Annotated in this window: 19 protein-coding genes and 1 pseudogene; 12 read left to right on the forward strand and 8 right to left on the reverse strand. The window is 64.2% G+C overall.

Going from position 1 to position 23,953, the window contains the following annotated elements:
* The first annotated feature begins 46 nt into the window (after positions 1-46).
* The gene (yddG, locus tag NL532_RS03760; RefSeq protein WP_023829877.1) at positions 47-973 is read left to right on the forward strand and encodes an aromatic amino acid exporter YddG; all 927 of its coding nucleotides are present in this window, start codon (positions 47-49) and stop codon (positions 971-973) included.
* Positions 974-1,250: 277 nt separating this feature from the next.
* Here the strand turns inward: yddG and NL532_RS32385 are convergent.
* Positions 1,251-1,393, reverse strand: a pseudogene (locus NL532_RS32385) (DUF255 domain-containing protein); the annotation flags it as partial.
* A 51-nt stretch (positions 1,394-1,444) separates the two neighbouring features.
* Here NL532_RS32385 and mnmE point away from each other — a divergent pair.
* The 5 genes from mnmE (at position 1,445) to NL532_RS03785 (ending at position 7,411) form a co-directional block, all read left to right on the forward strand.
* Positions 1,445-2,767, forward strand: a complete 1,323-nt coding sequence (gene mnmE / locus NL532_RS03765; RefSeq protein ID WP_023829876.1) for a tRNA uridine-5-carboxymethylaminomethyl(34) synthesis GTPase MnmE — start codon at positions 1,445-1,447, stop codon at positions 2,765-2,767.
* A gap of 330 nt (positions 2,768-3,097) precedes the next feature.
* Positions 3,098-4,972 (forward strand): tRNA uridine-5-carboxymethylaminomethyl(34) synthesis enzyme MnmG, encoded by a 1,875-nt coding sequence (gene mnmG, locus NL532_RS03770; protein ID WP_023829875.1) that lies wholly within the window; start codon positions 3,098-3,100, stop codon positions 4,970-4,972.
* Positions 4,969-5,601, forward strand: a complete 633-nt coding sequence (gene rsmG / locus NL532_RS03775; protein WP_023715714.1) for a 16S rRNA (guanine(527)-N(7))-methyltransferase RsmG — start codon at positions 4,969-4,971, stop codon at positions 5,599-5,601. The genes mnmG and rsmG overlap by 4 nt, the downstream gene beginning before the upstream one ends.
* 60 nt (positions 5,602-5,661) lie before the next feature.
* Positions 5,662-6,462: a ParA family protein gene (locus NL532_RS03780; RefSeq protein ID WP_023829874.1), complete on the forward strand. Its 801-nt coding sequence runs from the start codon at positions 5,662-5,664 to the stop codon at positions 6,460-6,462.
* Between the two features lie 58 nt (positions 6,463-6,520).
* The gene (locus NL532_RS03785) at positions 6,521-7,411 is read left to right on the forward strand and encodes a ParB/RepB/Spo0J family partition protein (protein ID WP_023715715.1); all 891 of its coding nucleotides are present in this window, start codon (positions 6,521-6,523) and stop codon (positions 7,409-7,411) included.
* A gap of 271 nt (positions 7,412-7,682) precedes the next feature.
* Here NL532_RS03785 and holA read toward each other — a convergent pair whose 3' ends face one another.
* Complete coding sequence (holA, locus tag NL532_RS03790; RefSeq protein WP_023829873.1) at positions 7,683-8,726, reverse strand: DNA polymerase III subunit delta; 1,044 nt, start codon at positions 8,724-8,726, stop codon at positions 7,683-7,685.
* Positions 8,727-9,237: 511 nt separating this feature from the next.
* On the opposite strand from holA, the gene NL532_RS03795 reads away from it, so the two are divergent.
* From NL532_RS03795 to NL532_RS03815, 5 genes are all read left to right on the forward strand, one after another.
* Positions 9,238-10,470, forward strand: a complete 1,233-nt coding sequence (locus NL532_RS03795) for a 3-methyl-2-oxobutanoate dehydrogenase (2-methylpropanoyl-transferring) subunit alpha (protein WP_023829872.1) — start codon at positions 9,238-9,240, stop codon at positions 10,468-10,470.
* Between the two features lie 2 nt (positions 10,471-10,472).
* Positions 10,473-11,486, forward strand: a complete 1,014-nt coding sequence (locus tag NL532_RS03800; RefSeq protein ID WP_023672171.1) for an alpha-ketoacid dehydrogenase subunit beta — start codon at positions 10,473-10,475, stop codon at positions 11,484-11,486.
* Positions 11,487-11,488: 2 nt separating this feature from the next.
* Entirely contained in the window at positions 11,489-12,889 is a 1,401-nt protein-coding gene (locus NL532_RS03805) for a dihydrolipoamide acetyltransferase family protein (protein WP_023829871.1), read from the forward strand.
* Between the two features lie 233 nt (positions 12,890-13,122).
* Positions 13,123-14,511: a dihydrolipoyl dehydrogenase gene (lpdA, locus tag NL532_RS03810; protein WP_023754588.1), complete on the forward strand. Its 1,389-nt coding sequence runs from the start codon at positions 13,123-13,125 to the stop codon at positions 14,509-14,511.
* A gap of 205 nt (positions 14,512-14,716) precedes the next feature.
* Positions 14,717-15,583 carry a glycosyltransferase gene (locus NL532_RS03815; RefSeq protein WP_023702534.1) on the forward strand — a complete coding sequence of 289 codons (867 nt, stop codon included), beginning with the start codon at positions 14,717-14,719 and terminating at the stop codon, positions 15,581-15,583.
* 161 nt (positions 15,584-15,744) lie between these two features.
* On the opposite strand, the gene NL532_RS03820 is transcribed toward NL532_RS03815, so the two are convergent.
* Positions 15,745-16,848, reverse strand: a complete 1,104-nt coding sequence (locus NL532_RS03820; RefSeq protein ID WP_023710313.1) for a saccharopine dehydrogenase family protein — start codon at positions 16,846-16,848, stop codon at positions 15,745-15,747.
* Between the two features lie 150 nt (positions 16,849-16,998).
* On the opposite strand from NL532_RS03820, the gene NL532_RS03825 reads away from it, so the two are divergent.
* Entirely contained in the window at positions 16,999-17,427 is a 429-nt protein-coding gene (locus NL532_RS03825) for an Lrp/AsnC family transcriptional regulator (RefSeq protein WP_023672167.1), read from the forward strand.
* Positions 17,428-17,604: 177 nt separating this feature from the next.
* On the opposite strand, the gene NL532_RS03830 is transcribed toward NL532_RS03825, so the two are convergent.
* The 5 genes from NL532_RS03830 to NL532_RS03850 all read right to left on the reverse strand — a co-directional run bounded on the left by NL532_RS03830 (position 17,605) and on the right by NL532_RS03850 (position 23,922).
* Positions 17,605-19,638, reverse strand: coding sequence for an aldo/keto reductase (locus tag NL532_RS03830; RefSeq protein ID WP_023740153.1), 2,034 nt, complete (start codon positions 19,636-19,638; stop codon positions 17,605-17,607).
* 27 nt (positions 19,639-19,665) lie between these two features.
* On the reverse strand, positions 19,666-20,745 hold the full coding sequence (locus NL532_RS03835) for an ABC transporter ATP-binding protein (protein ID WP_023726711.1): 1,080 nt from the start codon (positions 20,743-20,745) through the stop codon (positions 19,666-19,668).
* 13 nt (positions 20,746-20,758) lie between these two features.
* Positions 20,759-21,595, reverse strand: coding sequence for a carbohydrate ABC transporter permease (locus tag NL532_RS03840; protein ID WP_023672164.1), 837 nt, complete (start codon positions 21,593-21,595; stop codon positions 20,759-20,761).
* The gene (locus NL532_RS03845) at positions 21,592-22,452 is read right to left on the reverse strand and encodes a carbohydrate ABC transporter permease (protein ID WP_023726710.1); all 861 of its coding nucleotides are present in this window, start codon (positions 22,450-22,452) and stop codon (positions 21,592-21,594) included. The genes NL532_RS03840 and NL532_RS03845 overlap by 4 nt, the downstream gene beginning before the upstream one ends.
* A 201-nt stretch (positions 22,453-22,653) precedes the next feature.
* Positions 22,654-23,922, reverse strand: a complete 1,269-nt coding sequence (locus NL532_RS03850) for an ABC transporter substrate-binding protein (RefSeq protein ID WP_023829870.1) — start codon at positions 23,920-23,922, stop codon at positions 22,654-22,656.
* Positions 23,923-23,953 lie beyond the last annotated feature (31 nt).

A 23,953-nucleotide genomic window follows, 5' to 3' on the forward strand; every position in this document is an offset into this window, starting at 1 on the left:
TCGCTGTCGTCATGCGAGTAATCGCGTCTCGAAGATCGGAAGCCGCATGGAGAAAACAATCCCGACCCTGATCGGCTTCTCGGCCATCCTGACATGGTCCTTCCTGGCGCTGCTTTCGACGGCGGCGGGACCGATTCCGCCCTTTCAGCTGGCGGCGATGACGTTTCTGCTTGGCGGGTTGGTCGGCGTGTCGAGCTGGCTTGTCCGTCCGGCGGCGATCAAGTCGCTGCGCCAGCCGTGGCAGGTCTGGGCGCTCGGCACAGCGGGGCTGTGCATCTATCACTGCGCCTATTTCTTCGCCATCCAGTCGGCGCCGCCGGTCGAGGTCAGCCTGATCGCCTATCTCTGGCCGTTGCTGATCGTCGTCTTTGCCGCCTTCCTGCCTGGAGAAAAGCTTAGGGCCCATCACATCGCCGGCGTCATGCTCGGCCTTGCCGGCGCCATTGTGGTGATCACCAAGGGCGGCACGATCGGACTGGCCAATGGTGTGATGAAGGGGCATGTCATCGCGCTGTTCTGCGCTTTCATCTGGGCCGGCTATTCGGTTTTATCGCGCCGCTTCGGCAAGGTGCCGACCGATGTCGTCGTCGGTTACTGCTTCATCACGGCTGCGGTCGCCTTGGTGCTGCACCTCACCCTTGAGACCACCGTCTGGCCACAGACGGCGACGCAGTGGAGCGCCATCGTCATCTTGGGCGTAATACCGCTAGGCGCGGGCTTTTACGCCTGGGACTATGGCTGCAAGCACGGCGACATCATGATCCTCGGCGCCCTCTCCTATGCCGCGCCCCTCTTCTCGGTCCTCGTGCTTCTGCTGGCAGGCTTTGGTGTGTTTCACTGGTCGGTGGCTGTTGCTTGCATCCTGATCACGGTCGGAGCGGTGGTCGCAGCCAAGGATTTGCTGTTCGGGCCGCGGTCGCCATCCATTGATGCGACGCCGCTTCCTTCGGCGTTGGACGGAAACACCGGTTGACCTGCCGTCGCAACAGCGGCTCGGTTCCTACGGATCCGGCGCCACGGGCAGGATAGCCGGTGCATAGCTCCGGTCTGCCGGTTGGCGGCCGGATGCCACTGGCCAATGTTCGATCGATTCGCATGCGTTCCGATCGGGGCGACAATATCGGCGTGACGCGGGTCGGGATTCTGATTCGCAGCCGGAACGAAGCTTGCTTGTCGGGGGCGAAGGATCCAGCTTCACGGCTCCGGGCCAGGCACAAGCGTTAACGATGCGGCCTGCGTAGGGCTTGCTGGCCCGCCCAGAACTGCTCGGCGTCGGAATTAGGACCCGCCTGCTCGCACATGGATGACAAGGCGGCTATACAGATTTGGTAATGTCCGGCCGCTCCTCGCGATCGACCTTGATATTGACGAACAGCCGGTTCATGACGGCCGCATACTGTGGGATTGTTGACCGGACAGCTAGGCGACCGGTGAGAACGGGCAAATGATTTCAGGCGATTCGATTGTTGCGCTGTCCAGCGGCCGCCTGCCTGCCGGCATCGCTGTCATCCGCATCTCCGGACCAAGAACTCGATTCGCTGTCGAAACGGTTGCCGACGGCATGATCAAGGACCGGGTTGCGACCCTGCGCAAGCTCCGAACAGTGGACGGGTCGCTTATCGACAACGGCCTGGTGCTGTTTTTTCCGGGGCCGAACAGTTTTACCGGCGAGGATGTCGCCGAGTTCCACGTCCATGGCGGCCGCGCCGTCGCCAGCAAGATGCTGGAGATCATTGCCGGGTTTGACGGCGTGCGTCATGCGGAACCTGGTGAATTTACGCGCCGGGCTCTTCTCAACGGCAAGCTGGATCTGGTCGAGACGGAGGCGTTGGCCGATCTGGTCAACGCCGAAACCGAAGCGCAGCGGCGCTTTGCCGTGCAGAATGCCGAAAGAGTGCAAAGCGAACTCTATCTTGGCTGGCGCCGTCGGCTGATCCATGCACGGGCGATGATCGAGGCGGAAATCGACTTCGCCGACGAAGACGACGTGCCCGGTTCGGTTTCGGACACGGTTTGGTCCGATGTGCGCGCAATGGTGGGCGAGATCGGCCGGCATGTCGATGGCTTCCATGCCGCCGAGATCATCCGTGACGGGTTTGAGGTTGTCATCCTCGGTGCACCGAACGCCGGAAAATCCAGCCTTTTCAATGCGCTGGCCAGGCGTGAGGCGGCGATTGTTACCGACGAGCCCGGCACGACGCGGGATTTGCTCGAAGTGGTGCTGGATCTCCACGGAGTGCGGGTCAGGGTAACCGACACCGCGGGCCTGCGCGAGGCGCCCGGCAAGATCGAAGCGATCGGTATCGAAAAGGCGCGGGCCAAGGCGCACACGGCTGACCTGGTGCTGTTGCTGGAAGATCTGGCGGACCCGACTGCGATCGGCAACATGCCTGTCGACGCCCCGGCTTTGAGAATCGGCACCAAGGTCGATCTCTTGAAAGGTTCGCCGCGATTGGAGGCGTATGATGCGTTGATCTCGACGGTGGACGGCACTGGGTTGGCTGAACTCCTGGCCGAGATCGGCAGGCGCGCCGCAGCTGCTATCGGCGATGCCGGTGACATCCTGCCGTCTCGGTTGCGGCATGTGGAGCTGCTCAATGAGACCAGGCACTTTCTGATCTCGGCTTTGTCCGGGCAAGAGCGCGGCCAGGAGCTGCGGGCGGAGGAGCTGCGTCTTGCGGCGGACCGGCTTGGCCGGATTGTCGGCGCGGTGGATGTCGAGGACCTGCTGGACGTGATCTTTTCGCAGTTTTGCATTGGCAAGTGACTCACGTGAAACATGACGGGGCGCTGGTATGAGTGACTCACGTGAAACATAGGGGCCGCCCAAGTGCGTTTCACGTGAAACGAGACGGTTGGCAAAAGGGCAAGTGGCCGAAAGCCTGCACCGCCCCTCATTGTCCCCGTTCATGGGGAGAAGATGCCGGAAGATAGATAAGGGGCAGCGCCAAACGAGGCTTCGCCGCTTCCATGACTCACGTGAAACACCTCTGCGGCTTTCAGCACTCCGGTCCACGTGAACGAATCAACCTGCAATCCTTGACAGCGTCCTCTCGTGGGGACATGTGTCGGGAAATCTCTGAATCTGGAAGGGACAATGATCGATCACTATGACGTGGTTGTGGTAGGCGGTGGCCATGCCGGGTGCGAGGCTGCGAGCGCTGCCGCGCGCGCCGGCGCCAGGACCGCGCTGGTGACGCTGCGCTTCGACACGATCGGTGTCATGTCCTGCAATCCAGCGATCGGCGGCCTCGGGAAGGGCCATCTGGTGCGTGAGATCGACGCCATGGACGGGCTGATGGGCCGCATCGCCGATGCTGCCGGCATCCAATTCCGCCTGCTCAATCGCCGCAAAGGCCCTGCCGTGCGCGGGCCGCGCACGCAGGCCGACCGCAAGCTGTATCGGCTGGCCATGCAGGAAGCGATTCGGCAACAGAACGGACTCGACGTCGTCGAAGGCGAGGTTCTGGACTTCGACATCGTGGATGGACGCATCGCCGCTGTGCTCCTGGCCGACGGGCGCCGGTTGGCGTGCGGCGCCGTGGTGCTGACCACCGGCACTTTTCTGCGCGGTCTTATTCACATTGGCGACAAGAAGATTGTCGCGGGGCGGATGAACGAGCAAGCGAGCCTTGGCCTGTCGGCGACGATGAGCCGCGCCGGTTTCGCGCTTGGACGGCTGAAGACCGGGACGCCGCCGCGGCTCGATGGCCGCACCATCGACTGGGCGTCGCTGGAAAGCCAGGCGGCCGACGAACATCCAGTGCCGTTCTCGCTGCTCACCGACACAATCAAGAATCCGCAAATCCATTGCGGCATCACGCGTACGACGCCGGCGACGCACGCGCTGATCCGCGCCAATCTCGACCGCTCCGCCATGTATTCCGGCTCGATCGAAGGCGTAGGTCCACGTTACTGCCCGTCGATCGAAGACAAGATCGTCAAGTTCGGCGATCGAGAAGGTCATCAGATATTCCTGGAGCCGGAAGGGCTGGACGATGACACCGTCTACCCCAATGGCATCTCGACCTCCCTGCCCGAAGACGTCCAACTCGACATTCTGAAGACGATCCCGGGCCTGGAACGCGCGACCATGCTGCAGCCCGGCTACGCCATCGAATACGACCACGTCGATCCGCGCGAGCTCGAGCCGACGCTTGAGACCAAACGTATTGCGGGGCTTTTCCTGGCCGGGCAGATCAACGGCACCACCGGCTATGAAGAAGCCGGAGCGCAGGGCCTGCTCGCCGGGCTCAACGCCGCGCGCAAGGCGGCGGCCGACGACCAAATCGTGCTCAGCCGCACCGAAGCCTACATCGGAGTGATGGTCGACGACCTCACCAGCCGCGGCATTGCCGAGCCCTACCGCATGTTTACTTCGCGGGCGGAGTTTCGCCTATCGCTGCGCGCCGACAATGCCGATGAAAGGCTTACGCCTCTGGCAAATCGGCTTGGTATCGTGTCGCCGGAGCGAACGCGGCGGTTCAATGAAGTCACACAGGATCTTGATAGGGCGCGCGCACTCGCAGTTGCGACGACGATGACGCCCAACGAAGCGGCGCGGCATGGGCTGGAGATCAACAGGGACGGCGTGCGCCGTTCCGCCTATGAATTGCTTGCTTATCCCGGCGTCGATATCGCTTGGCTGGCCCATGTTGTGCCGGCCTTTGGCGCAATCGACGTCAAAACCTCTGAGCGGCTCGAAACGGAAGCGAAATATTCGGTTTACCTCGATCGCCAGCAGGCAGATGTCGCACAAATCCGCCACGAGGAAAGCCGGCTGATCCCGGCGTCGGTGGATTTCGCCGATGTTCCTGGCCTGTCCAATGAGCTGAAGCAGAAGATGCTAACGCGTCAGCCCCGGTCGATCGCTGACGCGCAGCGTATGGAAGGCATGACGCCGGCGGCGCTGGCCATCATCGTCGCGCACGTCCGCAACGCCGAGTCGGCCGCCCAAAGGGCCGTTGCGTGAGCGCTGCCTCATGGGCGACCCTGCAAGAGGCTGCGGGACCGGTTTCACGTGAAACATTCGAACGCCTGGTGGCGTTCGAACAGCTGTTCCTGAAATGGAACCGAAGCATCAATCTGGCCGCGCCGTCGACGCTGGACGACGTCTGGGGCCGCCACATTCTGGATAGCGCGCAACTGGCGCGAATCGCACCGCAGGCCAAACGCTGGGCCGATCTCGGTTCGGGCGGCGGTTTTCCGGGCCTGGTAATGGCCTTCCTGCTGGTCGAACGCGATGGCGCGTCGATCGATCTGGTCGAGAGCAACCGCAAGAAAGCATCGTTTTTACAGGCGGTCATTGGCCAGTTCGGTTTGCCGGCACGGGTCGTCGCCCGGCGCATCGACGACAGCTATGCGCTTGTTTCCGAACCGGAAATCATCACGGCGCGGGCGCTGGCCGCGCTGCCGGCGCTGCTCGATCTGTCGGCGCCGTGGCTGACCAAGGGATCGCGGGCGCTGTTCCACAAAGGCCGGGATTACCGCTCCGAGGTGGAAGAAAGCACTCACCGCTGGGCTTTCGATCTGGTAGAACATCCGAGCATGACCGACGCCCATGGCGTCATCCTCGAAGTGACCGATCTGCGGACTGCGTAAGCTCTCCAACCTTGGCGACGCAATGAATACCTGGCCCACATGAATACCTGGCACAGACCCATGAAAACCGGACCTCGCATCATCACCGTCGCCAACCAGAAGGGCGGCGTCGGCAAGACCACCACCGCCATCAATCTGGCCACGGCGCTGGCCGCGATCGGCGAAAAGGTGCTGATCGTCGATCTCGACCCGCAAGGCAATGCCTCGACGGGTCTCGGTATCGACCGCAAGGACCGCACCGTCTCCTCCTACGATGTGCTGACCGGCGAACTGGGCCTGGAAGAGGCCGCCATTCCAACGGCGGTGCCCGGCCTGTCGATCGTGCCGTCGACGCTCGATCTGCTCGGCATCGAGATGGAAATCGCCTCGGCGCCGGATCGCGTGCTTAAGCTGCGCAACGCGCTGCGCGCCGCCACCGAGCGCGGTGCGCCGTTCGGCTATGTGCTGATCGACTGCCCGCCCTCGCTCAACCTTTTGACTTTGAATTCAATGGCGGCAGCCGATTCTGTTCTTGTGCCGCTGCAGTGCGAGTTCTTCGCGCTGGAAGGGCTAAGCCAACTCCTGGAAACGGTGGAGCAGGTGCGCCGTTCGATCAATCCGGACTTGATCATCCAGGGCATCGTGCTGACCATGTATGACGGCCGCAACAACCTCGCCAACCAGGTGGTGCAGGACGTGCGGGCACACATGGGCGACAAGGTCTACGAGACCATCATTCCTAGGAATGTGCGGGTGTCCGAGGCGCCGTCCTATGGCAAGCCGGCGATCCTCTACGACCTAAAATGCTCCGGCAGCCAAGCCTATCTGCAATTGGCATCCGAAGTGATCCGCCGCGAGCGAAAATTGCGCGCTGCATGTTAGGCAGGGTCGATAAACAAAGCCGATCCGGCACCGAAACGATCAAGAATCTGGAATTGAGATGAGCGAAGACCTTTCGAGAAAGAGACTGGGGCGTGGACTGGCGGCGCTGATCGGCGAGATCGACCGCCCAGTGGCAGCGGCCGAAAAGCCAGGCCTGAATGCCGACGGCAAGGTGCCGATAGAATTCGTGAGCCCGAACCCGAAAAACCCGCGCCGGCACTTTGGCGACGCCGACCTCACCGATCTAGCGCAGTCGATCCGCGAGCATGGCGTGGTGCAGCCGGTGGTGGCGCGGCCTTCGCCGACGCAGGCCGGGCGCTATGAGATCATCGCCGGCGAGCGACGCTGGCGCGCCGCGCAGCGCGCCGGGCTGACCGAGATTCCGATCATCGTGCGCGACGTCAACGACCGCACGGCGCTGGAACTGGCGATCATCGAGAACGTCCAGCGCACCGACCTCAATCCGGTCGAGGAGGCGCTCGGCTACCAGCAGTTGATCGACGATCACGGCTACACCCAGGCCGATCTCGGCAATGTCATCGGCAAGAGCCGCAGCCACGTCGCCAACACGCTGCGGCTGCTGAAGCTGCCCGACGTCATCCGCGACATGCTGGTCGACGGCGCGCTGTCAGCCGGTCACGCCCGCACGCTGGTGACGGCGCAGGATCCAGCCGGGCTCGCCAAGCAGATTGTCGAGGAGGGGCTTTCGGTGCGCCGGGCGGAAGCGCTGGCGCAGATGCCGGCGGGCGGCACGCCGCCCAAGGCAAAACCATCACACGGCGTATCGGGCAAGGATGCCGACACGCTGGCGCTGGAAAAGCTGATGACCAACACGATCGGCATGATCGTGACCATCGAGCACAAGGGCAAGGGCGGCGCTATCCGCGTGGACTACCGCAGCCTGGAGCAGCTTGACGAGCTATGCCGGCGGTTGAAGGATGAGCGGTAGAGGGTTGGGGTTGCGCCATATTTAGCCGGCGAATGAAGTTCTGGCTTAGGATGAAGAAAGGGCTTGGCGGTTGCCGGCCCTTCTTTTTATTGGCGATTGCCGAAGGGATCGAACTGCTGATCTCCCCCCTTGAGGGGGAGATGGCCGGCAGGCCAGAAGGGTCGTCTCCCATCAAGCGCCGACCTCGTTTGTCGTTGCGAAAGGCGCCAGCGCTCCACGCGCCGCGACCCCCCTCTGTCGCCTTTGGCACATCTCCCCCTCAAGGGGGAGATCACCGCTGCGCCAGCCTCGCGCTCTCCACCGCAATGCCGAGCAGCGCCTGCCGCGCCAGCGCTTCCGACAAATCCGGCCTGCGCCTGGTCTGCAGCACGGCCGATTGCAGCCGGTTCAGCGCGCGGCTGAGCGCCTCGACGTTCCAGCGCTCCAGCGCCTTCTCCACCAGCTTGCGCCGCGAGAAAAACACCGGCGGACGGGCGCCGGCCACTGCCGAGGCGGCGTTGCGGCCGGCGGTGTCCATCTGGCCGCGCATGACCTGAAGCTGCTGCAGCTGCCGCATCGCCGAGGACAGTACCAGGAAAGGATGGCCGCCGGACAGGCAGTGGCGGGTGAAGGCGGTGTCGAAGTCACCGATCCTGCCCTCCAGCACAGCATCGACCGCGTCGTCGAAGGAGGCGCCGGAGACGTCGCCGGACATCGCCCTTACGTCGTCGAGGCTGATGTCCTTCTGGCTGTGGGCATAAAGCACCAGTTTTTCGATCTCACCGCGTGAGGCCAACCGGTCGCCGCCGAGATTGCGGCGCAGCGCCTGGCGTGCGTCGAGCGCCATCGACATGCCGGCCTTGCGCAACTCGTCGTCAATGACGCTGTCGATGTCGCGCGCTTCATCGGCATAGCATGGCAGCGCCATGGCGTTGTCGGCCGCCTCGACCACGGCGCGCAGCCCGACGCCTTTTTTCAGGTCGCCGGCCTCGATGAGAATGATGGCGTCGCGCGCGGGCTCCGCGGTCAGCGCCTTCACGTCGTCGGCCAGCGCCTTCTGGCCGCTCGCGTTGCGCACCCACAGAAGCCGCCGGTCGGAGAACATCGGCACGGTGCGGGCTTCGTCCAGCAGCCGGCCCTGGTCGCGATCGACCTCCGCGCCATCGAGCCGGACGACTGAGAACGGATCGTCGAGCGACAGGCCGGTTTTCGCGGCAAAGGCTTTGGCCCGCTCGGCGACCAAGCCGCGGTCGGGTCCGTAAAGCAGGACGATCGATATGCGCGCGTCAGGCTTCGCCAGCCACGAATCGACCTCATATCCTTTTTTCTGCGCCATGGAGGGTGGTTAGCATGATGCGGCCGCTGAGTGAACGTTCTCCAGAGAGTTCGAGACCCTAGCGCCCTTCCTCTCCCTCCGGAGGGGGGAGAGGTGGCTCGGCGAAGCCGAGACGGAGTGGGGGAGCCACCTGGCAATCGCCGCGAACGGACAAAGGAAGGGCACTATCTCAAGCATTGCCTAGCGCCCAAGGGTCGACCCCCACTCCGTCGAGCTTCGCTCGACACCTCTCCCCCGATCGACGGGGGAGAGGAAAGCGCGAGTTCGCCGACCTTGGTGCCTTCATCTCTCCCGGAGGCCGTGAAGTGACTATCTGCCGGAAATCCTGCAAAACTTTGCGCCTAATTGCGCGCCGCTCCCCAACATCGACAAGAAATTTCGCCGACATATCTGCATCTTGCGGTCGCCTGCCGGCCGTGACGCCGGATGGGTTGCGGCGCCCCATGAATTGGCGCTGTGCCGGGCGCGCGGATGTGCAAATATCACCGCAGCAAATGGGAGGACCATGGTCATGACCGATGCTGGGATGTTGCGGTTTCATGTGCCGGAGCCGGAAGTGCGGCCGGGCGGAACGCCCGACTTCTCCAACGTGCCTATCCCCAAGGCCGGCTCGGTGCCGCGCCCGGACATCGATGTCGATCCGCGCACCATCCGCGACATGGCGTTTTCGATCATCCGTGTGCTCAACCGCACCGGGGAGGCGGTCGGGCCGTGGGCCGGGCTGCTCACCGACGAGGAGCTGCTCGAGGGGTTGCGCCACATGATGACGCTGCGCAGCTTCGATGCGCGCATGCAGATGGCGCAGCGCCAGGGCAAGACTTCGTTCTACATGCAGCATCTGGGCGAAGAGGCGGTGAGCTGCGCTTTCCGCAAGGCGCTGATGCCGGGCGACATGAATTTCCCGACCTATCGGCAAGCCGGCCTGCTCATAGCCGACGGCTATCCGATGGTCACGATGATGAACCAGATCTATTCCAACGAGGCCGATCCGCTCAAAGGGCGGCAGCTGCCGATCATGTATTCGTCGAAGGAGCACGGCTTCTTCTCGATCTCCGGCAATCTGGCGACGCAATACATCCAGGCGGTCGGCTGGGCGATGGCTTCCGCTATCAGCAACGATTCGAAAATCGCGGCGGCGTGGATCGGCGACGGCTCGACGGCCGAATCCGATTTCCATTCCGCACTGGTGTTCGCCTCAACCTACAAGGCGCCGGTCATCCTCAACGTCGTCAACAACCAGTGGGCGATCTCGACGTTTCAAGGCATTGCGCGTGGCGGCTCCGGCACCTTTGCCGCGCGCGGCCTCGGCTTCGGCATTCCGGCGCTGCGCGTCGACGGCAATGATTATCTCGCCGTGCATGCCGTGGCCAAATGGGCGGCGGAGCGGGCGCGGCAGAATCTCGGGCCGACGCTGATCGAACATGTCACCTACCGTGCCGGCGCGCATTCGAGCTCGGACGATCCGTCGGCCTATCGGCCGAAGACGGAATCCGACGCCTGGCCGCTCGGCGATCCGGTGATGCGGCTGAAGAACCATCTGATCCAACGCGGCGTCTGGTCGGACGAGCGTCACGCCCAGGCCGAAGCGGAAATCCTCGAGACGGTGATCGCGGCGCAGAAGGAAGCTGAAGGCCACGGCACGCTGCATGCCGGCGGCAAGCCGTCGACGCGCGAGATGTTCGAGGGCGTGTTTGCCGAGATGCCGCCGCATCTCAGGCGCCAGCGCCAGCAGGCGGGAGTCTGACCATGCCGAGACGGACCATGATCGAGGCGATCCGCGACGCCATGGACGTGTCGATGGCGCGCGACGAACGCGTCATCGTCTATGGCGAGGATGTCGGCTTCTTCGGGGGTGTCTTCCGCTGCACGGCAGGCCTGCAAGCGAAGTACGGCAAGACCCGCTGCTTCGATGCGCCGATCAACGAATCCGGCATTGTCGGCTCCGCCATCGGCATGGCCGCCTATGGGCTGAAGCCATGCGTGGAAATTCAGTTTGCCGACTACATGTACCCGGCTTACGACCAGCTGACGCAGGAAGCAGCACGCCTGCGCTACCGCTCGAACGGCGATTTCACCTGTCCGATCGTGGTCCGCATGCCGACCGGCGGCGGCATCTTTGGCGGCCAGACGCACAGCCAGAGCCCGGAAGCGCTGTTCACCCATGTGTCGGGGCTGAAGACGGTGGTGCCGTCCAATCCTCATGATGCCAAGGGGCTGCTGATCGCGGCGATCGAGGATCCCGATCCGGTGATTTTTCTGGAGCCGAAGCGGCTCTATAACGGACCGTTCGATGGCCATCACGACCGACCGGTGACGCCATGGTCGAAGCATGAACTGGGCGAGGTCGCCGACGGCCATTACACGGTGCCGCTCGGCAAGGCGGCGATCCGCCGGGCGGGCTCGGCCGTCACCGTGCTCGCCTACGGCACCATGGTCTATGTCGCGCAGGCGGCCGTGGAAGAAACCGGCATCGATGCCGAGATCATCGATTTGCGGACCCTGCTGCCGCTCGATCTCGACGCGATAGTCGCTTCGGTGAAGAAGACCGGACGCTGCGTCGTCGTGCACGAGGCGACACTGACCTCCGGCTTCGGCGCCGAGCTGTCGGCGCTGGTGCAGGAAAATTGTTTCTACCATCTGGAAGCGCCGGTGGCGCGCGTCACCGGTTGGGACACGCCCTACCCGCATGCGCAGGAATGGGATTATTTCCCGGGGCCGGCCCGTGTCGGCCGCGCGCTTCTCGAAACCATGGGAGCCTAGGGATGGGCGAACACATCATCAAGCTGCCGGATGTCGGTGAAGGCGTCGCCGAGGCCGAACTTGTGGAGTGGCACGTCAAGGTCGGCGACCTCGTGCGCGAGGACTCGGTGCTTGCCGCCGTGATGACCGACAAGGCGACGGTGGAAATACCTTCGCCGGTCGATGGCGAGATTCTGTGGCTGGGCGCCGAGATCGGCGACACGGTGGCGATCGGCTCGCCGATCGTGCGGCTGAAGGTGGCGGGTGAAGGCAATGTGAAGGATGCGCTGCCGGGCGAGGCCAGCGCCAAGAGCACCCCCACCCCTGCCGAGGCGAGCCACGGGTCTCGCCCGTCCTCCGGACCCCCACAAGAGGGAGGCGTTTCGGCCACGAAATCCGACGCCAAGTCGCCACCACCTGCACCAGCAGCCAAAAGCGCACGGGCAGCTGAGACTGAATCCCTCTCCCCCTTGTGGGGAGGGGCCAGGGGCGGGGGTACTGCGCCGACATCTAAAGGTGCGGCACCCTCCGGCGCGCCGCGCCCGGAGGGCGAAAAGCCCCTGGCGTCGCCCGCCATCCGGCTCAGGGCGAAGGAGGCGGGGATCGATCTGCGCCAGGTGTCGGGTACCGGCCCTGCCGGCCGCATCAGCCACGAAGATATCGAGGCCTTTCTCGCGCGCGGGCCGCAGGTGGCGAAGGCGTCGGGTCTGGCGCGCAATGACAGCGTCGAGGATATCAAGGTCATCGGACTGCGGCGCAAGATCGCCGAAAAAATGTCGCTGGCGAAGTCACGCATCCCGCACATCACCTATGTCGAGGAGATCGACGTCACAGCACTCGAGGAGTTGCGCGCGGCGCTCAACAAGGAAAAGCGCAAGGGTGTGGAGAGGCCGAAGCTGACGCTGCTGCCGTTCCTGATGCGGGCGATGGTCAAGGCGATTGCCGACCAGCCCAACATCAACGCGCTGTTCGACGACGAGGCCGGCATCATCCATCAGCATGGCGGCGTCCATATCGGCATTGCCGCGCAGACGCCGTCGGGCCTGGTGGTGCCGGTGGTCAAGCACGCCGAGGCGCGCGACCTCTGGGATTGCGCGGCCGAGCTCAACCGCCTGGCCGAAGCGGCGAAGTCCGGCACGGCCAGCCGCGACGAGCTGTCGGGATCGACCATCACCATCACCTCGCTCGGCGCCATGGGCGGCGTGGCGACGACGCCGGTCATCAATCATCCTGAGGTGGCGATCGTCGGCGTCAACAAGATGATGGTGCGGCCGGTCTGGGACGGCACCCAGTTCATCCCGCGCAAGATGATGAACCTGTCGTCGAGCTTCGATCACCGGGTGGTCGACGGCTGGGATGCGGCGGTGTTTGTGCAGCGGATCAAGGCGCTGATTGAGACGCCAGCGCTGATATTTGTGGATTGAGGGCGGAACGACCGAGATGACGGCGGGACAGCGCCCCCCTCTGCCTTACCAGGCATCTCCCCCACAAGGGGGAGATTGGACGTCACGCAGGGTTTCGCCAATCTCCATCGTTGCAGGAATGAGCGAAGCGAAGAAGCTGCTGATCTCCCCCCTCGTGGGGGAGATGTCCGGCAGGACAGAGGGGGGCGCGAAGGATCGCGACGGAACATTCCCTCGCATCAAAGGGTCACGCCATGAAAGAAATCTCCTGCAAGCTGCTGGTCATCGGCGCCGGGCCCGGCGGCTACGTCTGCGCTATCCGTGCCGGCCAGCTCGGCATCGATACGGTGATCGTTGAAGCCGGCAAACCGGGCGGCACCTGTCTCAATGTCGGCTGCATCCCGTCCAAGGCGATGATCCATGCGGCGGAAGAGTTCGAGAAGGTCGCGCATATGGCCGGCGGCAGCAGTCCGCTCGGCATCTCGCTAGCAGCGCCCGTGCTCGATCTCGGCAAGACGGTTGCGTGGAAGGACGGCATTGTTAGCCGGCTGACCGGGGGCGTTGCCGGGCTACTGAAGAAGGCCAAGGTCAAGACCGTCTATGGCTGGGCGACGTTCCGCGACGGCAAGACCGTCGCGGTCGAGACCGAGACCGGCACCCAGATCATCCGCGCCGAAACGGTTGTGATCGCCACCGGCTCGGCGACGGTGGAACTGCCGTTCCTGCCGTTCGGCGGCCCGGTGATTTCATCCACAGAAGCGCTGGCTCTCGGCGAGGTGCCGAAAAAGCTCGCCGTGGTCGGCGGCGGCTATATCGGGCTGGAACTCGGCATGGCGTTCGCCAAAATGGGCGCCGCGGTGACCGTGGTCGAGGCGCTGCCGCGCGTGCTGGCGCAGTATGATGCGGAACTGACCCGGCCGGTGGTGAAACGGCTGGCCCAGATCGGCGTCGAGGTGATGCTTGGCGCCAAGGCCAAGGGGGTCAAGGGCGACGCGCTGCTGGTCGAGACCGCGGACGGCAAGAGCACCAAAATCGCGGCAGACAAGATCCTGGTCACGGTCGGCCGCAAGCCGGTGACGGAGGGCTGGGGCCTCGATCAGATCGATCTCGACGTGGCCGGCAAGTTCATCAAGATCGACGACCAGTGCCGCAGCTCGATGCGCGGCATCTATGCCATTGGCGACGTCACCGGCGAGCCGATGCTGGCGCACCGGGCGATGGCGCAAGGCGAAATGGTGGCCGAGATCGTCGCCGGCCACAAGCGCAGCTGGGACAAGCGCTCGATCCCGGCCGTCTGCTTCACCGATCCGGAGCTGGTGACGGCAGGGCTAACGCCGGAGGAGGCGAAGGCTTCAGGCGAAATCAAGATCGGCCAGTTCCCCTTCGCCGCCAACGGCCGGGCGATGACGAAACTCGGCGAGGACGGGTTTGTTCGTGTTGTCGCCCGCGCGGACAACCATCTGGTGCTGGGCATCCAGGCGGTCGGGCAAGGCGTGTCGGAACTGGCGGCGGCGTTCGGCCTGGCGCTGGAAATGGGCGCGCGGCTGGAGGATATCGCCGGGACCATCCATGCGCATCCGACGCAAGGCGAAGGCTTCCAGGAAGCGGCGCTGAAGGCGCTGGGCCACGCGCTGCATATTTGAAGTGCGCTTACCCTCCCCCTTGTGGGGAGGGTCGATCCGCGTAGCGGAGCGGGGTGGGGTCCTCGCCGACCGTCAGCGCTCACCCCCACCCCGTCTCGCCATCTCCGCTTCGCTCCGACCGCGAGCCGACCCTCCCCACAAGGGGGAGGGTGGCCGCCCAGCCGTTGGTTGTCGCAGATCAGCGGAATGTACTAAGTGTCGGTCCATGGACACCGGCCTGAAGAAATACATCGCCATACGCTACAACATCGCCGCTGGCTTCAAGCCAAGCCAGTGGGACGGAAAGGGCCGCGCCAATCTCGACCCGGTCTGGCTGGTCGAGCGCCTGGCGTTGTTCGACACCTATTGCGCGTCGTCGCTCGAAGGCCAGTCGCTGAAGGATTTTACCGTCCTTGTGGCGTTCGATGCCGATACGCACGAGAACTATATTCGCACCGTGTGCAGCTGCGTGGCCGGTGTCGACGTCAGGCCGATCCTTGTCGAGGCCGGCGACGATTACAACAATCGCTTCAATGCTTTCGTCCACGACGACAGCGATGCCGAGTATGTCTCGCTAACGCGGCTCGACAGCGACGACGCGCTGGCGCCGACCTTCATGGAGCGCGTCGACCACTACGCGCGCCGGGAGATCGAAAAGCGTGTGGTGGACCTGCAGCCGCTCTACATTGCCTTTCCGGACGGCCAGAATTTCGAGACGGCAAGCGGACGCTACACGCACCACGACTATGTCACGTCGGCGTTCGGCACGCTGGTCGAAAGGAGATCGCCGGCGATGAGCGGCGTCTACAGCGAGCACCACGCAAAAATGGCGACGCGCTTCAACACCGTCGTGGCGGCATCGAAGGGCGCGCAATGGTGCATCGTCATCCATGACAACAACGCCGCCAACGTGTTGAGGGGGAAGCCGGTCTCGGGGCCCTCCTTCACGGTGGGCCGACCGGGTGTCGAACCCAAGGTGCCAGCGCGAAGGCAAAGCGCGCCACGACAGGCGACGCAGCCCCGCATGGCGCCGCGGACCGCGGGCAACTTCATCCGGTTTCTGCTCGGACGACCGATGGCTCTGCGGAAGTAGCGGGCGCTTTACCCTCCCCCTTGTGGGGAGGGTCGATCGCGGAGCGGAGCAGGGTGGGGGTCCTCGCCAACCGTCGGCGCTCACCCCCCACCCCGTCTCGCCATCTCCGCTTCGCTCCGATTGCGCGCCGACCCTCCCCACAAGGGGGAGGGTGAAGTAGCTCAGCTCGCCAGCCGGCTCACCATCTCGTGCTGCGCATAAGCGCGCCCAAAACGATTGGCGAGAAACGCATCCAGCGCGATGTCTTCCTGCTTGACGAAACCGGTCGCCGGCAAGGTGCCGTCGGCCAGCATGTCGAGCACGGCGCAGATGCCTGAGGCAGTGGTGATCTGGATTGCGCTGCGCACCTGGCTGCCAATGCGCTGCGAATAGATCTTGTTGGCGTAGGTTTCCTGCAGCAGGCGGCCATTGCGGCGGCCCGAGACGGTGACGAAGACGATGACCACGTCCTGCAGCGTTGCCGGCAGGGCGCTCTCGAAAATGTCCTTCAGCACGTCGCGGCGGTGGCGCAGGCCGAGATCGTTGAGCAGCGCCTTCATGATCGCCGCGTGGCCGGAATAGCGGATGGTGCGGTAGTTCAGCGTGCGCACCTTGCCCTTCAGCGTCTCGGCCAGCGTGCCGAGACCGCCGGAGGTGTTGAAGGCCTCATAGGTGACGCCGTCGAGCGAGAACTCTTCGCGCTCCTCCAGCGGCGGCACCTCGATCAGCTCGCCCTCGACGATCGCCTCGCAGGGTTCGCAATATTCGTTGATGACGCCGTCGGTGCTCCAGGTCAGATTGTAGTTCAGCGCATTGGACGGGTATTGCGGCAGCGCGCCGACGCGCATGCGAACGCTTTCCAGCGTGTCGAAGCGGCTGGCGAGATCATTGGCGACGATCGAGATGAAGCCCGGCGCCAGGCCGCATTGCGGAATGAAGGCGCTGTTGCCCGACTTGGCCAGCTCCTTGACGCGGCGGGTCGAGACGACATCCTCGGTCAAATCGAGATAGTGCACGCCGGTGGCGGCGGCCGCTTCGGCGATGCGCGTGGTCAAATGGAAGGGGGCGGCGCTCAGCACGGCGAAGGCGCCGGCAAGGGCGGCCTCGAGTGCGCCCGGCGCTGCGATATCGAGCTCCAGCCCCTCGACGCCGGCGGGAAGTTCGGCCGCGGCAAACTGCGCCGCCGCGCGGTCGACAACGGTGACGTGGTAGTCGCCGCTGTCGGCGAGCATGCCTGCAATGGTGGAGCCGATCTTGCCGGCGCCGACGACGATGATTTTCTTCATGACCTTGCCCCTCGTGAAAACTCTTTGGCCCAGACCGCCGCGCGGTGGACGCGATGCCTTCAAGAATCGCAGCTTGCCTGTCGAAAGGAAGCGTGGGATCGTTTGAAATGAACCCTGCACTTGAACGATACGCCGACGAGGTTCGTCGAAATGCTCAGTGACGCCGAACAAAAACTGCTTTCCCTGCTGCGCGCCAATGCCCGCGCGTCGACCACTGAGCTGGCGCGCCAGCTCGGCGTTTCGCGCACGACAGTGCAGAGCCGGATCGAGCGGCTGGAACAGCGCGGCATCATCACCGGCTATGGCGTGCGGATGGCGCCGGACTACGAGCAGGGGCTTGTGCGGGCGCATGTGCTGCTCACCGTCACGCCCAAGCTCGCCGACAAGGTGGTGCGGGCGCTGCAGGCGCTGCCGCCGGTACGGACGCTGCACTCGGTGAGCGGCAATTTCGACATGATCGTCATCGTCGACGCGCCGTCGATCAGGGATCTGGATGCGTTGCTGGACGAGATCGGGGCGATGGACGGGGTCGAGCGGACGTCGTCGTCGATTATTTTGTCGACACGGATCGATCGGTAGGTGGAACGCATGAGCTGCTAATCTCCCCCCTTGCGGGGGAGATGGCCGGCAGGCCAGAGGGGGTCGTTCGACTGGGCTCGGCCTACCTGCCGCTGCAGAAGGAGGTTAGCGCTCCACGCGAGGCGACCCCCTCTGTCGCCTTCGGCGACATCTCCCCCTCAAGGGGGAGATTAGCTGCTAAGCCCGCCGCCTTTCCGGCCCGCTATCCAGCCACGCCACATCCTCCGCCGACAGCTTGATATCCAGCGCCTTCAAACTGTCCTCCAACTCGTCCAGCGTGCGCGGGCCGATCAACGGCACCGACGGAAAGGGCTGCGCCAGCACATAGGCGAGCGCGATGTGGATCGGACTTTTGCCCAGGCGCTGCGCCAGCTCGATGGCGCGGTCGCGGCGGCCAAAGTTCTTCTCGGAATACCAGACCCGCACCAGCTCCTCATTGTCCTGCTTGTCGCGGCCGGCGCGGTCGGTGAAGAAGCCGCGGCCCTGGCTCGACCAGGCGAAGTTGGGCATCTGCCTTTTCGTCAGCCAGGATTTCCAGTCGTCGGTCGACGAGGTGATGCAGCCGGCCCAGATCGGCTCCAGCATCTCGGCCAGCGAGAAATTGTTGGAGAGCACGCCGGGCTTCTGCTTGCCGGTGCGCTCGGCATAGGCAATCGCCTCGTCCATGCGCGCCATCGTCCAGTTCGAGCCGCCGAACGGGCCACGGATGCGGCCGGCCTTGGCCTCGGCGTCCATGGCGTCAACGAACTCGCCGACCGGCACATCCGGGTTGTCGCGGTGCATGAAATAGAGGTCGACATGGTCGGTCTGCAGCCGGTCCAACGACTGGGCGAGCTGCTTGCCGATGACATCGGGATAGCAGAGCGGCGAGTGGGCGCCCTTGGCGATGATCACCGACTGCTCGCGCACGCCGCGATTCCTGAGCCACTGGCCAAGCAGCGTTTCGGTGTAGCCGCCGCCGTAGACGTAGCCGGTGTCGAACAGATTGCCGCCGGCCTCGAAGAAGGCGTCGAGCAGGATTGCGCCCGACGAGAAGGTGCGGAAATCCTCGAAGCCGAGCGCCACCACGGAGGCCGGCTTCGACAGGCCCGGAATCTTGCGCTTGCCGATGGCGGTGCCGCCGGTGCGCAGCGGCCGGCCCGAAAGGGTGTTGGTTCGCTTAGCCGGCTTTTCGATTTCATATTCGAGCCCTACGGCAGCGCGCCATTTGTCGAGCACACGCAGCGTGCCGAGACTGTCGGCCCAGCTCATGCCCGGCCAGGCGAACTCCTGTTTGCCGGCCAGGATCGCCTCGCCGGCGGCGTCGACCTCGAAGGAATAGAGATGGCGGGTTTCGTTGACGCTGATGGTCTCGCGCGTGTCGTCGGCGAGAATTACATCGATCCGGCCAGGGCCGCCATCGCGGTTGCCGCCGCCGGCGAACCAGAAATCCGGCACCTCGATGCGGCCCTTGGTGCCGAGGATGCGCAGGACATTGTCCTGTTTGAGCGAGATGCTGCAGGATACCTCGGCGACGATGCCACCGGGAAAATGCAGCAGCGCCGAGGCCCATTCGTCGACGCCGGACTTGCCGAGATGGGCGGTGCCGACAACCTTGTCCGGCTCGGCAAAGGGTTTTCCAGTCGCAGCCCCGGCAATCAGCCGCACCATCGAGACGGGATAGCCGCCAACATCGAGGATGCCGCCGCCGGCGAGATCGTTGGCGTAGAGCCGGTGCTCGGGCATGAAGCCCGGCATGGCGAAGCCGAAGCTCGACTTCATCAGCCTGACATCGCCGATGACGCCCGACTTGATGAGTTCCACCAGCTTCGCCGTCTGCGGGTGCAGCCGGTACATGAACGCTTCGCCGAGGAAGGTGCCGGCCTTGCGCGCAGCATGGATCATGGCGTCGGCCTCGAAGGCGGTCAGCGCCAGCGGCTTTTCGCACAGCACATGCTTGCCGGCTTCCGCCGCCTTGATTGCCCATTCGGCATGGCCGGGATGCGGGATGGCGATATAGACGGCATCGACCTCGGGGTCGGCGAGCAGCGCGTCGTAACCGTCGAGGATGCGGGCGCCGGGAAACGTCTCGGCCAAGCCTGCCTTGCCGGGATTGCGGGCGCCGAGCGCCACGATCGTGCCGGTGCGCGAGCCTGCCACGCCGCGGGCGAACGCTTTGGCGATGTCGCCGGGCCCAAGTATCCCCCAGCGGATGGGCGCGGTTGCAGTCATGATCATTCTCCTTGCATAGCTGGAAGGTCAGCGCAGCCGCTGGCCGTTTTCATCGAACAGATAGGATTTGCGGATGGACACGGTGATCTCCTGGGTGTCGGGGACCTTTGCCGCGTCGCGCTGGATCACCAGGTCTTCGCCATGGGCGGTCCTGGCATAGATGAAGCTGGTGCCGCCGAGATGCTCGACCACGTCGATGCCGACAGTGAGGTCGGCGTCGCCTTCGCCGCCATTGCCGAAATGTTCGGGCCGCACGCCGACAATGACCTTGGCTCCTGTTTGCGGCACGGCGCCGGTCAATGGTTGCATAATGCGGGTCTTTTCCTCGCCCACCAGCTCGACGGTGACGCTGCTCGTGTTGCGCCCGACGACGCGGCCCTTGATGAAATTCATCTTCGGCGAGCCGACAAAGCCGGCGACGAACTGGTTGTCGGGATTGTCGTAGAGATCGAGCGGCCGGCCGATCTGCTCGACATGGCCACCGCGCAGCACCACGATCCGGTCGGCCAGCGTCATCGCTTCGGTCTGGTCGTGGGTGACATAGATCATCGTCGTGCCGAGCTCCTTGTGCAGGCGCGAGATCTCGACCCGCATCTGGACGCGCAGCTCGGCGTCGAGATTGCTCAACGGCTCGTCGAACAGGAAGACTTGCGGTTCGCGCACGATGGCGCGGCCAATGGCAACGCGCTGGCGCTGGCCGCCGGACAATTGCCTGGGCCGCCGCGCCATCAACTCTGTGATGCGCAGGATTTCGGAGGCCCGCTTCACCCGCCGCTCGGTGTCCTCCTTGGGGTTGCCGGTCATCCTGAGGCCAAAGCTCAGGTTCTGCTCCACGCTCATGTGCGGGTAGAGCGCGTAGGACTGGAACACCATGGCGATGCCGCGCTCGGCCGGCTCGACATCGTTCATCACCTTGCCGCCAATGGCGATCTCGCCGCCGCTGATATCCTCCAGCCCGGCGATCATCCTGAGCAGCGTCGATTTTCCACAACCCGACGGGCCGACAAAGACGACGAACTCGCCATCGGCGATATCGATGTTGGCGCCATGGATGATCTCATAGACGCCGAAGCGTTTTACGACATTGGTGAGGGTGACTGCCGCCATATCGCTGTTGTCCCTACTTGACGGCACCGGCGGCGATGCCGGCGATGAAATGGCGCTGCAGCAGCACGAAGACGACCAGCATCGGTACGGTCAGCATGACGGCGCCGGCCATGATGCCGCCCCATGAGACCTTGGTCAGGCCGATCAGCGTGCCGAGCGCCACAGGGGCCGTCATCGCGCCGGGCTGGCTGTTGATCAAAAGCGGCCAGAGATAATTGTTCCACGAGGCGAGGAACAGGATGATGGCGAGCGCCGCCAGCATCGGCCGCGCCAGCGGCAAAGCGACGAACAGGAAGATACGCCATTCCTTGACGCCCTCGACACGTGCCGCGTCGAAAAGGTCGGCCGGCATCATCGAGAAAGCCTGGCGCATGAACAGCACGCCCAGCGAATTGAACAAGGGTGGCACGATCAGCGCAATCCAGGTGTTGGCGAGCTGGAAGTCGCGCGCCACCATGATGAATTGCGGGATCAGCACCACCGCATAGGGCAGCGTGATGGTGCCGAGGATGATCGCCACCACCGCGCCCTTGCCGAAGAACTGATAGCGGGCGAGCGCCCAGCCGGCCATCGAGGTCAGCAGCACCGAGAAGAAGGTGTAGGTCACCGCCACCGCCACCGAAATGCCGATAGCGCCGACGAAATTGGTGTCGCGCTGCAGGTTGTTGAAATTGTCGACGAAATTGCCGTGCGGCAGAAGCTCGATGCCGGGGCTGAAAATGCCGTTGTCGGGCATGGTCGAAAACACCACCATCATCCATAGCGGAAACAGCCAGATCACCGCCAGCGGCGTCAGGACCAGATGCAGCAGGACGCTGCGGCCGAGCCGGCGTTGCGACAGCGAACTCATTTCGGCTCTCTTGTTAGCCACAGCTGCACCAGCGTGATGGCGATGGCCAGCCCCGCCATGGTGTAGGCGACGGCCGAGGCGTAGCCGAAATTGAGCGAGCGAAAACCCTGGCGGTAGAGCAGCAGGCCAAGCGTCTCGGTGCCGCCGCCGGGGCCGCCGCGCTCCGTGATCAGGAACGGCTCGGTGAACAGCTGCATCGTGCCGATGATCGACAGCACGGCGCAAAACACGATGACCGGCTTGAGCAGCGGCAGCGTTATGTAGAAGAACTGCTTGAGCTTGCTGACGCGGTCGAGCGTCGCTGCTTCATAGACATCCTCGGGGATCGACTGCAGGCCGGCGAGCAGGATGATGGCGTTGTAGCCGGCCCAGCGCCAGGTCACCGCGATCATGATCAGCGCCATGGCCGGGGTGACGTTGGAGAACCAGTCGATCTTGGCCAGGCCGATGCCGGCGAGCAGCTTGTTGATGATGCCGAAATCGAGATTGAACATCAGCCGGAACACGGCGGAATAGGCGACCTCGCCGACCACCACCGGAGCGAAGAAGGCGAAGCGGTAGAGGCCACGTGCTTTCAGCAGCGGCGAGTTCAGCAGCACCGCCATGACGATCGCCAGCGAGATCATCACCGGCACCTGGATGACGAGGATGAGCAGCGTGTTCTTCAGCGCGTTGAAGAAAGCGGGGTCGCCGATCAGGCGGCCCCAGTTGAATGTCGGCGCAAAGCGCCAGGGCACCGTGCGCGTCGCCTGGAAGGAAATCATGAACGAGGAGATGATCGGCCACACCCAGAAGATGGCGAAGATCAGGAGGTAGGGCGTGAGGAAGCGATAGGCCGTGGCGTTCTGGTAGCGCATGGTTCCTCCTCCTTCCTCTTTCCCGGCTGATATCCGGCGTGTTGTTAGCCGGCGGACGCCGCCGGCGATTGGCGAACTGTTGGGCGAGAGCGTCCCCCTCTCCGTCACTATACGGGAGAGGATGCCGGCAGGCAGGTGAGGGGCAGCGCCAACGGTCCGGCAAATTGCCCTATATCTGGCCCGCCAGCATCACCGCCTTGGTCACTTGATCGGCAGTCCCGTCGCCGAAGCGATCTGGCTGGCGGCGTCGTCGAGGGCGGCCTTGGCATCGGGATAGCCGCCGCCGAGATATTTGGTCTGCACGGCGCGCATGATGATTTCGGCGTCGCTCTGGAACGGCGTGCCGCGGCTCGGCACCACCTTGGGCAGCGTGGCGAGAATGTCCTTCCACACTGCCTGGCCGCCCCAATAGGGCAGGCCCTGCGAGACGTAGGGGTCGTCGAGGGCCGAGATCAGTGACGGCACCAGGCCGAAATCCCTGAGCATGGTGATCTGGCCTTCATTGGTCTCGAGCGTGTATTTCAGATAGGCGTAGGCGGCCTCCTTGTTCTTCGAGGCTGAGGTGATGGCGAGCGACGAGCCTCCGAGATTGGCCGCGCGCGGGCCGTCGGCGGTCAGGCTCGGCATCAGATAGACACCCCATTTGCCGTTTTCGCCGGCGGATTCGGTGCGGATGGTGCCCTCATACCAGCCGCCATAGACCTGGGTGGCGACGGTGCCGGCGGTGTTGTTGGTGATCTTGGTGCCCCAGTCGGCCGACGAGATGATGCCGGCGTCCTTCATGTCCTTGATCTTGGCCAGCGTGTCGACGCATTTCGGCTGGCTGACGGTGATCGACTGCCCATCGGCGGCGAAATAGCCGCAGCCCTGTTCGTTGGAAATCATGCGGAAGAATTCGGTGTCGCCGTTGAAATCGGCATTGGTCATGGTGACGCCGGGATTGGCGGCCTGGACCTTCTTGCCGGCGGCGATGAAATCGTCCCAGGTCTTGATCGAGGCCGGATCGACGCCGGCCTTCTCGTAGAAGTCGCGGCGGTAGAAGGCGGCTACCGGGCCGGAATCCCACGGCATGGCATAGGCCTTGTCGCCGACCTCCAGTTCGGTGCGCTTGAAGTCCGGGAATTTCTTCTGGTCGTCGGCGGTGTAGCCCAGCGTGTGCAAATCGACGAAGCAATCGGGGAACTGGCTCCAGTAATTCTCGGCCTCGCCGTTTTCGATCGAGACGATATCGGGCAGGCCGACGCCGCCGGCCGCGCAGCCGGCGATCGACTTGTCATAGGTCGGCTGGTTGCCGAGATCCTGAACGGTGACCTTGACGTCGGGATGCTGTTTGTTGAAGCCGGCCACCGTCGCCTTCAGCGACGAAGCGGCGATATTCCAGCTCCAGATCGTGATTTCGCCGGACTGCGCCAAAGCCGGGGTTGAGCCCAGGCCAAGCGCCAGCGCGGCACAGATCAGTGTCGTGCGCATTGAAATCCTCCCATTTCATTTGCTCTCTCTT

The organism is Mesorhizobium sp. C120A (assembly GCF_030323105.1).
GTDB lineage: Bacteria > Pseudomonadota > Alphaproteobacteria > Rhizobiales > Rhizobiaceae > Mesorhizobium.